Consider the following 15,217-nt stretch of genomic DNA (forward strand, 5'->3'; position numbering starts at 1 on the left):
CCCTCACATATTGTCAAATTTTTTCAATGCTTCTGTGACAGCTGTCTTGGCAGTAAACCCAATCAACTCACCCATCTTGGTATGACCGCCAGTATGCTTTACCACTACATCCGGGTTTACACCGGAAACAACAATCATACTATCAGTTCCTGTACCAGTAGCTTGTAGTTGAGGCAAAAATGTACTCATATAACCAAGATCCTGCAATGCCGCAGACTTAGCCTCAGTAGCAGTCATAATCGCTCTAGCCATAGCACCACAAGTTAAAGTCGCATTAGTTAACAAAATAATATTTATGGTACCTGAGGACAACTGCATCTGAGTTTTATTTTCAACCCAGTTACCAGCATCTACACCCATACGCAGAGCATTATCACGAGCGCCACCAGTTGCAATGCAACAAACATGGAAATCACCATAGATCTTTTCGCATACTGCCACACACTCCATATTTACACCGGTACTTAGAAAAATAAAGTCGCTATGACAAAGACCCAAAGTGATAGGTAAATTCTGCGTAAATTGGTCATAACTCTGCAGAGTCATATGGCGCTTTGACAAAGGATCGGGAACATACACATTACCTACGTTGCGGACTTTTTGTAATCCATCCATGGTTGATAGTACAGTGCGCAGTTCATTAAAAGAGACAAGCGTCAAGTTGAGCAATACATCTTCGTATTGCTGATAAACAACTCGAGCGGTTGCTTCTTTGAATTGAAGATCTATAGGGGTTTCTTTTATACCTTCGATACATTTACTCATTTTTGTTTTTTTCTCCATTGTTTTGTTACTTTTCATTAGTGTCTTCGAGCAGACTCTCTATGTTTAAGTAGAGTTTTTGCAAATCTTTTTTCATCTCATCAGAAGCCTGCCACAAACCACGCTCAATAGCCTCCAAAAACCGCTCAACCATATTCTGCAAAGCATAAGGATTCACATCTTTAAGCCACTGCTGCATACCACCATCAAAAACATACTTCTGAGCCAACCCCTCATACATCCAATCCTCAACAACCTCAACCGTAGCATCCCAACCAAAAACAAAATCCACATTCCTAGACAAATCAGCAGCACCCTGATAGCCGTGGCGTTTCATACCCTCGATATATTTTGGGTTAAGAAGTCTTGAACGGAAAACAAGGCAGGTTTCCTCTGCAGTGCTTCGAACTTTTACTCGATTAGGATCAGAGCTATCGCCGCAATACGAACGGGGTGCCTTACCGCCTACGACTTTAATGGCAGTTATCATACCACCGTGGGAGTCATACCAGTCATCACCGTCCAAGATATCATATTCCCGGGAATCTTGATTTTTGACGGTGACATTGATTTTTTTTAGGCACCGCTTAAACTGCTCAGGCGTTTGTACTCCGTAGGTTTTACGGGTGTAGGCATAACTGCCCCAGTTAATGTAGATGTCGCTTAGATCAGTTTGATCTTTCCAGTTTTTAGAATCTATAACTTCACTTACACCACAACCATATCCTCCGGGTTGGTCACCAAAAATGCGGTAACAGGCTTCCTCTCGTGCTTTTATGGTGTCAATACCTTGGTCGGTTTTTTCGGTGACGTCGGTTTCTACATGTTTGGCTATAAAGTTTTGATCATGCGGCTCGTTTAGTCCAGCAACCAATTCAACAGCGGTATCGAGAAGATTAACTACAACTGGGAAGGTGTCTCGGAATAATCCACTGATGCGCATAGTTACATCGATACGAGGACGCTTAAGCACATCCAAAGGAATAGCTTCTACGCCAATAACTCGACCACTAGAACGTTCCCAAACCGGTTTGACACCCAATAAATAGAGAATCTCGGCGATGTCATCACCTTTGGTTTTCATGGTATCGGTTGCCCAGATAACAATACCCACAGATTCAGGGTATTTACCCTCATCTTTTAGGTAACGTTCAAGCAACACATCAGCCATAGAAACGCCAACTTCCCAAGAAGCCGCCGTTGGAACCATACGCGGGTCAAGGGAGTAAAAGTTTCGTCCGGTTGGTAAAATATCGGCCATGCCGCGGGTTATAGAGCCGGAGGGTCCGGGGGGTATGTAGTTGCCTTGACAGCCAGAGATGGTGTAGGTTAGTTCATCAGTTGTTGATGCAAGTGCAGGAACAAGAAAATCACTGATATAGCAGAGGCAATGGTCTATTTTGGGGTTACTTTCGCCTAACACTTCTTTTGTTAGGGCAGGGATTTGTTCTTTGTTGAAATTAGTTGAGTGATATTTTTGAATAAGCTCAAGAGAAAGCGCACCAATCTCATTTAGATGATCACCATTAGTTTTACCATCACTTCCCAGCCTGCCACGATGCGCCAAAAGAAACTCATAATCAAAACCCAACAACTCAGCAATAGACTGCCTAAGCGAAGGCACCTCACCATTAGCAAGACGCGTCAATGTGACAAGGAATTTGTCTAGGCGCAAATCTTTGGGTGCTTCTCCTAAAATATGGAGTCCATCACGGATTTGGGCATCTGATAGCTCATTAATGTATGCATGGAGTTGCTCTAGAAAATCATCAAATGAGGTAAAGGCAGTATCTTGAGTGAGGTTTAGGTCTTTGTCAAGTTTAGCAGCAATCACATTTTCCCAGATTAGATTACGTAAAACAGATAATTTGTCAGGATCAGCGGTTTTAGCGTGGTAGTATTCTTGAAGTTGTACCTCAATTTTTGCAAGCTCATCATAAGAATCCGCATTATGCATAACAGGTACCAAATATTCGATTATACAGCAGTAGCTTCGGCGCTTAGCTTGAGTACCTTCACCGGGATTAGTTATAGTATAGGGGTAAATGTTTGGCAAATCAGAGATAACTATGTCAGGAAAACACGCATCAGACAGCCCCACCGATTTTCCCGGTAGCCATTCTAATGAACCGTGGGTGCCTATGTGCATAATAACATGAGCACCAAAAACATCACGCACCCAACGATAATAAGCAAGATAATGATGCGGCATAGACAAATCAGGACTATGATAAATACTCGCCGAAGTCTCTAAATACCCACGCGGAGGCTGCAAACCAATAAAAACATTACCATTTTGTATACCAGCAACCAAAAACTCACCATTATAAGTGAAGAGTTTTCCAGGACGTTTCTCCCAATCCTTCTCCATCTTAACAGCAACCCCAGAAGACAACCCGCCAAACCACACCTCATACTGCTCAAGAGAAATCCGGTCTAAAGCACGCTCACTCAACTCCTGAGGACTAGCCCATCGGCGATCATTAGTCAACCCCGCAACAATAGTATCCATAAGTTTTTGACTGCTCTCAGGCAACGCATCCAAAACATACCCCTGCGCCTTTAACCCCTGAAGGATATTCATAACCGAAGCCGAAGAATCCAATCCAAATGCATGGCCAATCGTGTCATTTCTGGGTGGATAATTGTGAAAAATAATAGCCACCTTCTTTTGGCTATTAGACAACCTCCGTAACCGGCCCCAATTTAGAGCCAAACTAACCGTTTTTCTAGTTCGTTCTACAATAACTTCAAAGGTAATCAATCGTGCGCCCGTTGTGGGATTAGTTTGACGGCAATTCATAGTGGCGACGGGCACTGTAATTAATGCGCCGTCAAATTCGGGCATAGCAACATTTGCAGGAATATCCATAATGTTTAGGCCCTGCATGCTGTCATGCCACTCCTCAAAGGTATTGCATGAGAGTATAGCTTTGATAATTGGAACGCCTAGTTTTTTTAGTGTAGCGGTTGCGTCGACACCCGAGAGGCAAGTTGAGAGTGAAAAAGAAATCAAGCTGATTACAACATCTACACGCGACTGGCCATTCTCGTTTAAGAAGTAATTATCAACCACCCAGTCTAACCCGTTCGTGCCTAGTTTTTCATTTTTTGAGCCACTGAAAAATACGGGCAGTACATTAGCGTTTTGAGTTTCAATTTCAGTGATTATATTATCGATAAAAGTTGTTGTTTCGCCCTGCCAGTTACTTTGATGGAACCACAGCCCCACAGTTAGGCGGTTAGTATCAATTTTTTTTGTTAGATATTCCTCTAAGGTAGGAACAGTATCAAAGCTTGGATGGTAGATGCCTTCCCAGAGGGGTTTAGTTGGAGCTTCAAATTCATAGTTGGTGCCTGTGAATCGGTTTGTAAGGTAGTAGAAGAGGTTTTCAAAGTTTTTTTTGCCGCCATAGTTTAGGTAGAAATATATTTTTTGCTTGTCTTCGGTTTGTACGGTTGTGTATTTAGTTTGTTCTTTGCCTCCAAAGAATGGTGCAGAAACCATGAGGGGTATTTTTAGAGGTTTTAAGGCTTCAACTATTTTATCAAAGTCTGGCAAATCGCCCATTAAGTGTACGATGACCACATGGGCTGTTTTAGAAAAGTTGATGAAAGCATCTAAAGTGCCAAAATCTCGGAAATCGCCACCTGAACGTAGGCATAACTCAAGAGTATTTGGGTTTTTTGTGTTTATTGTTTTTGCTGCCGCTATCGCGGGGAGGATATCTGTTGGGATTGTGGTTGCAAGGGCTACTTTGAGTGGTTTCATGTTTTCAACTCGGGGAGTTTTGTTTCAAATAAAACAGCTGCGCGAGAAGTAAAATCTCCAAAATCATCAACAAGAGGTGTAACTACGGGCCGGCCCATAACTGAAGCTGATACATCCGCACAAATTCCATAGACAGTTTTAATATTTTGAGAAGTTATCACTTCTTTAGGACTGCCTATTGCAAAAACGCATCCTTTTTTGAGCATGATTATTCGATCAGAAAATCGACTGGCCAAATTTAGATCATGTAGAGTTACAACAACAGAACGGCCTCCGCTTTGAGCAAGACCGCGGAGAATACAGAGGATTTCGAGTTGATGGCGAATGTCTAAAGAGCTTGTAGGCTCATCAAGCAACAAAATTTCAGGTTGTTGTGCAAGAGCCCGTGCAATAATGACTTTTTGTTGTTCCCCTCCGCTAAGTTCAGAGAAATGGCGCAGAGCTAAATGGCCAATACCCAAAAAATCTAACATTAAAGCAACAATTTCGCTATCGCGCTCGCCTATGCTCCAGTGGATATAGGGTTTTCGTCCCATCATCACCACATCAAATACTGTAAAAGGAAAAGCGCTAACAGATGTCTGAGGGACATATCCCATCATCATAGATAGCTCCTTAACAGATAGTCTGCCGCTATCTACACCATTTATAAGTACACTATTTTGTTTAGGTTTCAAAATTCGGTTGATGCACTTCAGTAAAGTACTTTTTCCTGAACCGTTAGGACCAACAATAGCCACTAACTCGCCTAAGCCGACGTTGAATTCTACATCGTTTAGAATTGGAACGCCGGCATAGTTAAATGAAAGATTGTTTACATTCATTTTCAATTGAAACTACATCTCCTTTTAGATATTAACAGATATATGAAAAACGGAACGCCGAGCAATGCAGTTACAATGCCTACTGGAAGTTCAGTTGGCATTATAATCAGTCGTCCCACGGTATCTGCGGCAAGAAGCATAAAAGCGCCCAAAAGCATGCTACAGGGTATTAGGTAGCGGTAATCGTTGCCAATCAACATTCGGGCAATGTGGGGAGCAATCAAATCTACAAAACCAATGATACCTGTGAAGGCTATTATGCTTGCAGTGGCGATTGTCTCCAAAACCATGTTAAACGATAGAACACGTTTAGAATTAACGCCTAAACTAACAGCAACTTCTTCGCCCATGCTTAAGATATTGATGTTCCACGCTTGAAACATCATAAGTATGACTGCAACTGCAACAATGGGTAAACAAATCAAAATGTTTTGCCAAGATGACGTATAGAGTCCGCCCATGAGCCAAAAAACAATGGCTTGAACCGCGTTTCGTTCAGGAGAGATATATTGTACTAAGGAAAGCAGAGCAGAGAAAAGAAAACCAACGGCCACACCAGCCAATATCACTGACTCTGAACCCATGCCGCGTATACGTGCAACAAAATAAACGATAACCATAGCCAGTAAACAAAAAACAAAGGCGTTACCGATTACAAGGTATCCACCCAAAGTTGCAATACTTATCCCAAAAACTATAGCTAAGGCAGCACCAAACCCTGCCGCGGAAGAAATGCCCAAAACATAAGAGGAAACAAGAGGATTCCGCAGAATTCCTTGCATCGTTGCGCCAGCAACAGCCAAACCAGCCCCTGCTATTATGGCCATAACAATTCGGGGTAAGCGGATAGTCCAAATTATCGTCTCAGCAAGAGCGGATGGGGGTGTGATGTTGAGGAAAGGAAAAGTTTTGTAAACTATGACATTCAAGGCTTCAGTTATGCCTGGAGAAGAAGCCCCAAAACTAAGGGAGAACAAGGCTGTGGCCATTAGGGCTAAAAATAGAGAAATTATTACAAGAATTTTTTTCTTTTTGCCTTTACCGTATAGTTTTTTTAGCTCAGCTGTCGTAGTCATGGATACTCAAACAGCCCTACTGAGGTTAATTCCATAGCTTTGGTCAGAGGTGTTTGAGTTTGGTGTATTGAGGCATGTAAAGAAGATAGATAGAACCGTGCTGAGGATCCGGTTGTAAAAAAACAGACAGGTATACCATAAGTCAATGCAGACAAGTCTAATGCAGATGTTGTCAAACATAGAGCGGATGGTTTTTTCAATTTTTTACCTCCAGTCAGTTATTGGTAGATATATTTGAGAGATCAGAAATTAGTTGAGTTCTAACAGCAGAAGCTATAGGGGCGGCACGTAATTCGTCTAAACGTAAATATTTGCTACCCATAGTTTCAGAAATCTGTTTAACTAATCCAAAGTTAAGAAAGCCCTGTTCGGTATCTATAGTGATTGATTGTATACCTTTGGAGGCAATTTCGTAGGCAATATTTTTAGCTTCTTCAACGGGGTCGCCGCCGTAGAGATTAACGTTTGCTCGTCCGTCTGAAACTAGTACCAATAAAGGGATGTCATCAGTTCGAATGGAAGAGACCACAGCACCTAGACCGAGTTTTAATCCATGAGCTAAGGGCGTACGGCCACCAGTTGGCAAATTGGTTAAGTGTTTTTGGGCCAGCTCGACACTGTTGGTTGGCGGAAGAACAAGTTCTGCCGAGTTTTTACGGAAAACGACCATACCTACACGATCTCTACGTTGATAGGCATCTAATAAAAGTGAAAGAACTGCACCCTTAGTTGCGCTCATACGTTCCTCGGCAGCCATAGAGCCGCTAGCATCGACTACAAACATAATCAGATTGCCCATCTTTGTTTCTCGAATTTTTTCTCGCATATCACAGCGCTCGATTAGAAGGGCATTCTGTGGGCCGTCAGCAACTTCTTTTCGTCGCTTCTGGAATGGAGCGGCGGCTCGAAAAGTTGCATCGAAAGCCAGATCAGTAACTTTACCTCGAGGAAGCATACTTGCAACATAGTGACCACGTTTAGAATCACTGATTATCTTTGAACGGCGACCTGATCCATGCCGCTCGATTTCATCAAGAACAGGCGCCGATAGGGGTTTTACGGTGTAGGGTTCATCGGCTTGGAAAAGCTGTTCTTTTGTGGGTTCATCGGGGTTATTTTGCTTATCTTGTTTGTCTGGTGCATCATTGTTTGATGAATCATTATCTGATGGATCACTGTTTGAAGCACCATCGTTATTTTGTGGCTGAGTTTGCTTGTTATTATTCCAGTTTTGGATGCTGTCATTGATTTGTTGTTGTTCCATTTTTGGTTCTTCAAATGGTTGGCGTCGCTGTCGATGGGGAAGCACAAGTTCGGCCGCTTCTTTTATGTCTTCTTCGGTAACTTCTATGCGTCCATTGTAGGCAGCTATGGTGCAGGCTGTTTTGTACATAACTATGTCTGCACGATGGCCATCCACTGCAAAGTCGGTACAAATTTGGGTTATTAAATCAAGTAGTTCGGAGCTCAAGGTTACTTTTGGCAGAAGTACTGTTGCGGATAGAATTTTTTGACGTATACTTTCTTGGCTATCTGTGGTGGAGGCAACAAAGGAAGAGGGGTTGCTTTCAAATGCAATGCGGCGGCGTATTATTTCTGCGCGGGCTTCTCTGTAGGGTATGCCTTTGACTTCGACTGAGAGGGCAAAGCGGTCTAGGAGTTGGGGGCGCAGTTCACCTTCTTCGGGGTTCATTGTTCCGATTAGGACAAAATGTGAGGGGTGACTAAAGGAGACTCCTTCACGTTCAACAAAGTTTACGCCCATTGCGGCTACATCAAGTAAGACATCGACTAAATGGTCATCGAGTAAATTGACTTCGTCGATGTATAGGAGGTTGCGGTTAGCTTGGGCTAGAATTCCGGGGTCGAAGTGTTTCTCACCGGTTTTTATGGCTTTTTCAATGTCAATCGTGCCAACTAGGCGGTCTTCTGTAGCGCCAACGGGCAACTCGACCACAGAGACGACTCGTTTGGTGGTGGGTAATTTGGTATTGGTTGCATTTTTTGATGCGCATGCGTCACAGAGGTCTTTGAGGTTTTTTGGATCGCAATGGAAGGGACAGTTAGTAATGACCTCGACTTCAGGCAGGAGGTTTGCTAGGGCGCGTACAGTTAAGGATTTGCCGGTGCCTTTTTCGCCTCTTAGAAGGACACCGCCTATTTTTGGGTTGATTACATTTAGAATCAGCGCTAGTTTCATTTTGTCTTGGCCGACAATAGCGCTGAAGGGGTAAACTATTTTGTTTTGGTATTGCATTTCCTTATTTTCTACCGGGTAAAGGATAACCAATAAACCATATAAACCATTATTTAATATAAGTTAATAATTAGTTGATAAACTCAAGTTGACAAATATAACCAAAACACAAACAAAACCACAACCCTCAACCAAAACAGCAGTTGCAACACCCAAATAAAGCCTGGTTTAATGCTAAAACACCAAACACTAACAGTCACAAAGAGAAAGATTAATAGCTACACAACACACCTATCCCCTCGGGAGGGATGGGATATACACGCCCAGCATAAAAAAAGAAAAGAAGTATCAGATCGCCTATCCAGAATCGAAGGTCACGTCCGCGGCCTCAAAAAAATGGTTGAAGAAGACAAAGCCTGCCCAGAAATTCTCCTACAATTCATCGCCATACGAGCCGCACTAAACAAAGCCGCCCGCATAGTACTCGAAGACCACGTAGAAACCTGCCTAAAACAAGCAGCCACCTCAGGCGAAACAGAACAAACCCTCCAAGAACTAAAAGATGCCCTATCCAAACTCATCTAACCAAAAAGGAACCCCAATGACACCAAAACAAGCGCTCCTAACTATTTTTACAATACTGGGTTTAGCAGGCTGGCTAACAGCAGTTTTCGAAATCCTACCCGCACCAATAGTTTTCTACATGCAAATTACCGCAGCAGTCATGGCCTTATGCACCATTGGATATGGCGCCGCTAAGTCACTTCGCAATCGAGTCTTTAGCATGGATGCCTTGGCAACTATAGCCATACTATCATCAATTATAAGTGGAGAATATTTCCCAGCAACCATGGTAGCACTTATGCTCATAGGCGGAGAAATGCTCGAAGATTATGCCCAGGGACAAAGCTCCAAATCCATACAAAAACTCCTCGAAGGCCAACCACAAACAGCCATAGTGCTAAGAGATGGACAAGAGAGTCAAGTTAAACCTGAAGAAGTACAAATCGGAGAAATAGTCCTAGTTAAGCCAGGCGCAAAGATTCCTGTCGATGGCATCATCGAGAAAGGATATGCATCTATCAATCAAGCCTCAGTAACAGGTGAATCAGTACCTGCTGAAAAATCAAAAGGCGCAGAGGTCTACAGTGGAACTATAGTCCAACATGGAGCCATATACGTAGCAACAACTGCTGTTGGCGAAAAAAGCACCTATGGCAAAATAATCAGCCTAGTTAAGGAGGCAGAAGAAAAAAAGGCCCCAATAGAGCGAACAGCCGATAAATATGCTAAATACTTTACACCAACCATACTTGTGATAGGCCTGATTATTTTTGTGTTAACCCAAAACATCTTACGAACAGCAGCCGTCTTTGTAATAGCCTGCCCATGTGCACTAATTCTATCAACACCTGCGGCTGTTGTGGCAAGCATTGGAAACGCCGCAAAAAAAGGAATTCTCATACGAAATGGAGAAACCTTGGAGAAAATGTCTAAGGTCAAAGTGTTGGTAGTAGATAAAACAGGAACAATCACCAAGGGCAAACTCGAAGTTACAAGCATAAAAAGCTTCGGCCAATACACACCTGACCAAATTTTACAGTTTGCCGCCGCATCAGAAAAATGCTCCGAACATCCCTTTGCCAAAGCCATCTTGGAGCAAGCAATCAAAAAAGGGATGGATATCTCACATCCCGAATACTTTGAGCATCATCCAGGTTTAGGGGTATGCATCACCAACAACGGGTCATGTATAGTCACCGGAAATAAACAACTCATGCAGAAATACGATATCCAGTTGACTCATGACATACATGACTACATGATAAACCAAGACCGATCAACTGTTGTCCTTGTTGCAAAAGAAAAAGATCTGATAGGCGCGATAACTTTGACAGATCAACCCAGAGAAAACATCAAAGAGATACTATCAGAAGTGAAACAAACCGGAGTCAAACAGGTCATAATGCTAACAGGGGACAACAAAAGCGTTGCCCAAGCAGTTGCAGAAAACTGTGCAATCGATGAAACATTATCTGACTTGATACCTGCAGACAAAGTCAACAAGATTAGAAATCTCAAAGAGAAGGGTTTAACGGTTGCTATGGTGGGAGATGGAATTAACGATGCACCCGCACTTGCTGAAGCCGATGTTGGTGTTGCCATGGGGTTAACTGGAACCGAAGCGTCTATTGAAACAGCCGGCATAGTGTTAACCTCAGATGATTTATCAAGGCTACCACAGATGTTTAAAATAGGAAAAACAACAATGTCAATTATCAAGCAGAACATTGCATTTGCTCTGGCAGTAAACATTGTTGGTATAGCCCTATCCAGTCAAGGGCTAATAACGCCATTGACAGCAGCCATAATTCATGAAAGTAACGCACTAATCGTTATGGCCAATTCACTTAGGCTTCTAAGGTAAAATAGAAAAAACTAGTTAGAAGTTTTTGCCTCTTTAACAGCTTGGTCTATGAGGCGCAATATTTCCCGCCTGGCCTCACTAATGGTGAGAGGAAGCTCATCAGCTATGGGCAAATTATTTTCTTTCTTTAGGACTTCAAAGAGGTGCGCTATACGAGGAGAGCGAAGGTTTACTTTGCGGATTAATTCAGTGTTTGAGAAGCTTGTTTTGGGGGTACCTTCGGAGACTATTTTGCCTTTATTTAAGATGTATAACTTGTCTGCAAATAGAGGAACCATGTCTACATCATGGGTTGCCAATAGTAGGGTAATGCCCTTTTCTTTGTTGAGTTTGAGCAATAAATGCAGGATGTCACTTGTGGCAATGGGGTCAAGGCTTGAGGTGGGTTCATCCATTATGATAACTTCGGGTTGCATTGCAAGCACCCCTGCTAGTGCGACTCGTTTTTTCTGGCCGCCACTTAGAAAATGCGGAGGTTTGTCTGCGAACTCGGTCATTCCAACAGTTGTAAGTGCATCATCCACAAGCTGCTTGACGTGCTCAGGAGTATAGCCTAGATTTAGAGGCCCAAAAGCTACGTCTTGTTTTACTGACGAGGCAAAAAGCTGGTCATTTGGATCTTGAAAGACAAAACCTACTCTTTTGCGTAGATTTAATAAAGATTTAGCATCGTATGATAGGGGTTTGTCTTCAAAGTATATGTTGCCAGATGTAGGCTTTAGAATACCATTTAGATGGTTAAGCAGAGTTGTTTTTCCAGAACCATTTGTACCCAAAAAGGCAACACGTTCGCCGCGGGTAAAGTTCAAAGAAATCTCATCTATGGCCAATGTTCCATCTGAGTAGCGATGGGATAATTTTTCTAAGCTAAATATCATTTAGATAACTCCTATGTTTAGTGTCAAAAATAGCAAGATGACAAGTAAGACATCAAAGATCACAATACCCAAGAGCGCTAGTTTTTTTGGAGAAGCAAAGTCTTCAAGGATACGAATTTCACCATCGTACCCTCGGGCGTTCATAGCGGCAAGTGTCCGCTCTCCCTGATCTAGGACGCGTATGAAAAGACTACCAATAAGCATAGACAGGGCGCGTATGTGATTTAGCCAACCGGATCGTCTGAGGCGGAGTGTTTGGGCAAGACTCATCTGCTCAGAGATTTCTAAAAATAAAAAAATGTAGCGATAGATCATCATAGATAACTCAACCATAACTTGGGGCATGCGAATACGACGGAGAAGAACGCAAAGATCAGTTATTGAGGTAGTGAGTACAAGAAAGAAAAGACAAGAAAGAGCACCCTCGACTCTGAGAAAAGTAGTTATGCTCATAGAGAGGCCACTTTTAAATATCGACCAAGTAAACCAAGGAAACTGGATTTCTAGTAGAGTTGCGCCAGATCCAAAGAATAGGGCTAAAAAAATACAGCTAAGCGCAAGCATATAGGTGGGATAAACAAACAAATTGAAGTAAAGACGAGCTCTAACCTTAGCAAGGCTTAAGACCAGAATTGTACAGATTACAAACACTACAACAGGAACAACAAAAGTTGGTGCAGAAACACTTATTATAAGTGCTGAGAGGGCAAAAAAAGTTTTAGTTATTGGACTACTTTTTGCTAACGCGTTAGTATAAGCAGACCGGTCTAGTTCAGTATAAAGTTCGGAATGGCTCAATAAGTACGTCTCCTCTCTTTTGGCAAGTTAAGTTCGTGACTCCATCCGATTTTGACTTAGTTAAGCATACTTCTTTTATGCGGTATCTATACTTTGCTCATACACCCGAAGGTGTTTCCCAAAAAAGAGGAAGGATATCGGATGTTTTTGAGGAACAGGTTATGTTGGGTTTAGTGAGGTTTTGCCCGCATGTATCCAACGAAATAACCCAGTATTGAGGCTCCGATAGCTACCTGTGCTGAGAAGATGACACGTTCACCTAATTCATCAGGTTCATAACCCAAGGGGTCAATCCAGGGTTTATAACCGCTTGAGGCAATTTCATCCGGACCTTGACCATCTGTTCCACTGAAATCTCCGCCGGCGTTAATCACAAAGGGCAATATGAATATAGCCAAAACAAGCCCAATGAGCAGTACATACACATACTTCATTTTGATTGGCTGCTTTGCAGTAATGGCTTTGCCTGCGGCACGGATGGATTTTAAGCCCTTTTTAGTTCCAATGAAGTGCCCTAGCGTAGCAGCCATTATACCTGCTTGAACTGAGAACAGCAATATCTCAGTTTCATTTGGAAGCGAAATGAACGCTTCAGACAGAGGAGTATAGCCTAGAGCCACTATGTAGGCAAATAGGGCCAGCGGTGTTGCTATGGCCAATGCTATGTAATATTTATACTGCATTTTGTGAGTCCGCCTCGTTTTGTGTGTTTGTTAGAGGGATTTTTAATACCCCTAATTTTTGGAGGATACTGCCTTTGTATTTTGCCAGGAAGTTAAAGAGCAAAACAGCAATGATCCCTTCTGCTATGGCTAGTGGAATCTGTGTGATAGCATATATGCTAAAGAAGGTTACAAAGGAAGCAAAAACGCTACCGTTGGTTGGGAATGCAAGACCAAGTTGGACAGCTGTAGTGATATAGGTCATTAAATCGGCTGCTGCAACTGCAACAAAAACGCCTATTGAGGGGTTAAGGCGAGTTTTTTTAAATAGCCACCATATGGCAAATGCTATTGCGGGTCCAACAATACCCATGGAGAAAATGTTAGCTCCAAGGGTCGTTATGCCGCCGTGAGCCAATAATAAGGCTTGAAATGTCAGAACTATTACTGAAATGGCACTGGTTATTGCTGGTCCGAAAAGAATGGACGAAAAACCAGTGCCCGTTGGGTGTGAACTGCTTCCGGTTACAGATGGAAGCTTGAGGGCCGAGATTACAAAGACAAATGCTCCAACTAGCGCCAAAAGCGGTTTGATTTCAGGCATTTTTTTTGTTAATTTGGCAACTTTGTAGATACCATAGGCCACTATAGGCAGAGATATTGCCCACCATATTTGCCACCATGGAGATGGCAGAAAACCTTCCATTATGTGCATATTGTGTAATTTCCTCTCTTTTGATGGTTGGGTATATCAACCAACCCGAAAACTTATAAACTTTCGTTTAACCTAAGTTCAACAACAGGTTGAATTAATATGGCGAAACAAGCAACCAACACCCGGCTACTCCAAAACAAAGGAGAATTCACCAAATTCCAAATCCTTCTCGAAATCATGCGCAATCAACCCCACATCAAACAAAAAGACATAAGCGACAAACTAGGTATAACCATTCAAGCCATCAGCAAATACTTTAAAAAACTCAGCAAAGAAGGCCTCCTTGAGTCAGGCAGTGAACGTGCCGACTACCGCCTAACCCCCAAAGGAGTAACTAAGCTTCGCGAAGACATGCAAGGCCTAGAGAGCTATGTTAAAGAAATCAAGCAGGAACTAAAAATTGAACATGCCTGGCCAGCTATAGCCACCCAACCCGTCAAAGCTGGCGAAGAAGTGGGACTAATTATGAAAGAAGGCGTTATGTACACCTCGCCCATCAACAACCCACAAACCCAAGCCAGAGGCATAGCCCTCACCGATGCACAACCAGGCGAAGACTTGGGCTTAAAAGAACTCCACGGCAAACTCCACGTTAACCAAGGAAAAATCCTCATCGTAAAACTGCCCAGCATCCGCAAAGGCGGCTCCAACGCAACAGACATGACAAAAATACAAGCATACTATAACGAGTTCAACCCCGATAGAATAGGTGTTATGGGAGCAGTCGGTCGAGCAGTCCTCAACAAACTAGGACGCAAAGCAGACATTGAATTTGGAATCAGCCACTCAGCAGCCATCGCTGCATCAAGAGGTCTAAACGTCTTTGTACTAGTAGTAGGCCGAATGGTTAACCGCATGATCCAAGAAATCGATCAAATCAACATGAAATCCGGCGGCAACATAATCTACGAAGTCAAAGACGCACAACTATAACCTAACAACAAAACAACCAACCCTTTTTTATAATCTCCAATTACTTTTTTATCCGGAACTTTGCTTTGTTACCCATAGGTTTTGGGTATTAGGTCTTTGAATACTTCCCAGATTTCCTCAGTTTTCTTTGGAAGAGCACACAAGTATTCGCGGCCGTTTGGCTCAACAATCA

Annotated in this window: 12 protein-coding genes; 3 read left to right on the plus strand and 9 right to left on the minus strand. The window is 42.7% G+C overall.

Annotated elements, in window-relative coordinates; all coding sequences use genetic code 11:
- Window positions 1–3 precede the first annotated feature (3 nt).
- The 5 genes from FWF39_RS06730 to FWF39_RS06750 form a co-directional block, all read right to left on the minus strand.
- Window positions 4–801, minus strand: coding sequence for an adenosylcobinamide amidohydrolase (locus FWF39_RS06730; RefSeq protein ID WP_343382676.1), 798 nt, complete (start codon window positions 799–801; stop codon window positions 4–6).
- The gene (gene cobN / locus FWF39_RS06735) at window positions 791–4,534 is read right to left on the minus strand and encodes a cobaltochelatase subunit CobN (protein WP_343382677.1); all 3,744 of its coding nucleotides are present in this window, start codon (window positions 4,532–4,534) and stop codon (window positions 791–793) included. Before cobN ends, FWF39_RS06730 begins: the two co-directional genes overlap by 11 nt.
- On the minus strand, window positions 4,531–5,358 hold the full coding sequence (locus FWF39_RS06740) for an ABC transporter ATP-binding protein (RefSeq protein ID WP_343382687.1): 828 nt from the start codon (window positions 5,356–5,358) through the stop codon (window positions 4,531–4,533). Before FWF39_RS06740 ends, cobN begins: the two co-directional genes overlap by 4 nt.
- Before the next feature lie 2 nt (window positions 5,359–5,360).
- The gene (locus FWF39_RS06745) at window positions 5,361–6,434 is read right to left on the minus strand and encodes an iron ABC transporter permease (RefSeq protein WP_343382678.1); all 1,074 of its coding nucleotides are present in this window, start codon (window positions 6,432–6,434) and stop codon (window positions 5,361–5,363) included.
- 214 nt (window positions 6,435–6,648) lie between these two features.
- Window positions 6,649–8,691 (minus strand): putative cobaltochelatase, encoded by a 2,043-nt coding sequence (locus FWF39_RS06750; RefSeq protein ID WP_343382679.1) that lies wholly within the window; start codon window positions 8,689–8,691, stop codon window positions 6,649–6,651.
- A gap of 171 nt (window positions 8,692–8,862) precedes the next feature.
- Between FWF39_RS06750 and FWF39_RS06755 the strand changes: the two genes are divergently transcribed.
- Complete coding sequence (locus tag FWF39_RS06755; protein WP_343382680.1) at window positions 8,863–9,216, plus strand: metal-sensitive transcriptional regulator; 354 nt, start codon at window positions 8,863–8,865, stop codon at window positions 9,214–9,216.
- A gap of 16 nt (window positions 9,217–9,232) precedes the next feature.
- On the plus strand, window positions 9,233–11,059 hold the full coding sequence (locus FWF39_RS06760) for a cation-translocating P-type ATPase (protein WP_343382681.1): 1,827 nt from the start codon (window positions 9,233–9,235) through the stop codon (window positions 11,057–11,059).
- A gap of 11 nt (window positions 11,060–11,070) precedes the next feature.
- Here the strand turns inward: FWF39_RS06760 and FWF39_RS06765 are convergent, their stop codons facing one another.
- The 4 genes from FWF39_RS06765 to FWF39_RS06780 all read right to left on the minus strand — a co-directional run bounded on the left by FWF39_RS06765 (window position 11,071) and on the right by FWF39_RS06780 (window position 14,112).
- Entirely contained in the window at window positions 11,071–11,937 is an 867-nt protein-coding gene (locus tag FWF39_RS06765; RefSeq protein ID WP_343382682.1) for an ATP-binding cassette domain-containing protein, read from the minus strand.
- On the minus strand, window positions 11,938–12,735 hold the full coding sequence (cbiQ, locus tag FWF39_RS06770; protein ID WP_343382683.1) for a cobalt ECF transporter T component CbiQ: 798 nt from the start codon (window positions 12,733–12,735) through the stop codon (window positions 11,938–11,940). It abuts the gene before it with no gap.
- Window positions 12,736–12,905: 170 nt separating this feature from the next.
- Complete coding sequence (locus FWF39_RS06775) at window positions 12,906–13,418, minus strand: energy-coupling factor ABC transporter substrate-binding protein (RefSeq protein WP_343382684.1); 513 nt, start codon at window positions 13,416–13,418, stop codon at window positions 12,906–12,908.
- On the minus strand, window positions 13,408–14,112 hold the full coding sequence (locus tag FWF39_RS06780; RefSeq protein WP_343382685.1) for an energy-coupling factor ABC transporter permease: 705 nt from the start codon (window positions 14,110–14,112) through the stop codon (window positions 13,408–13,410). Before FWF39_RS06780 ends, FWF39_RS06775 begins: the two co-directional genes overlap by 11 nt.
- 99 nt (window positions 14,113–14,211) lie before the next feature.
- Here FWF39_RS06780 and FWF39_RS06785 point away from each other — a divergent pair, with 99 nt between their 5' ends.
- Window positions 14,212–15,045, plus strand: coding sequence for a MarR family transcriptional regulator (locus FWF39_RS06785; protein ID WP_343382686.1), 834 nt, complete (start codon window positions 14,212–14,214; stop codon window positions 15,043–15,045).
- Window positions 15,046–15,217: the final 172 nt, after the last annotated feature.

The sequence above is a fragment of the Candidatus Bathycorpusculum sp. genome (genome assembly GCF_009778815.1).
Classification (GTDB): Archaea; Thermoproteota; Bathyarchaeia; order Bathyarchaeales; family Bathycorpusculaceae; genus Bathycorpusculum; species Bathycorpusculum hydrogenotrophicum.

What these genes read in the sequence shown, in the direction of transcription:
- FWF39_RS06745 (WP_343382678.1), bottom strand. Translation starts at nt 6,434, where the DNA reads ATGACTACGACAGCTGAGCTAAAAAAACTATACGGTAAAGGCAAAAAG.
- FWF39_RS06785 (WP_343382686.1), top strand. Translation starts at nt 14,212, where the DNA reads ATGGCGAAACAAGCAACCAACACCCGGCTACTCCAAAACAAAGGAGAA.
- FWF39_RS06775 (WP_343382684.1), bottom strand. Translation starts at nt 13,418, where the DNA reads ATGCAGTATAAATATTACATAGCATTGGCCATAGCAACACCGCTGGCC.
- FWF39_RS06730 (WP_343382676.1), bottom strand. Translation starts at nt 801, where the DNA reads ATGAAAAGTAACAAAACAATGGAGAAAAAAACAAAAATGAGTAAATGT.
- FWF39_RS06755 (WP_343382680.1), top strand. Translation starts at nt 8,863, where the DNA reads ATGCTAAAACACCAAACACTAACAGTCACAAAGAGAAAGATTAATAGC.
- cobN (WP_343382677.1), bottom strand. Translation starts at nt 4,534, where the DNA reads ATGAAACCACTCAAAGTAGCCCTTGCAACCACAATCCCAACAGATATC.
- FWF39_RS06765 (WP_343382682.1), bottom strand. Translation starts at nt 11,937, where the DNA reads ATGATATTTAGCTTAGAAAAATTATCCCATCGCTACTCAGATGGAACA.
- FWF39_RS06750 (WP_343382679.1), bottom strand. Translation starts at nt 8,691, where the DNA reads ATGCAATACCAAAACAAAATAGTTTACCCCTTCAGCGCTATTGTCGGC.
- FWF39_RS06740 (WP_343382687.1), bottom strand. Translation starts at nt 5,358, where the DNA reads ATGAATGTAAACAATCTTTCATTTAACTATGCCGGCGTTCCAATTCTA.
- FWF39_RS06760 (WP_343382681.1), top strand. Translation starts at nt 9,233, where the DNA reads ATGACACCAAAACAAGCGCTCCTAACTATTTTTACAATACTGGGTTTA.
- FWF39_RS06780 (WP_343382685.1), bottom strand. Translation starts at nt 14,112, where the DNA reads ATGCACATAATGGAAGGTTTTCTGCCATCTCCATGGTGGCAAATATGG.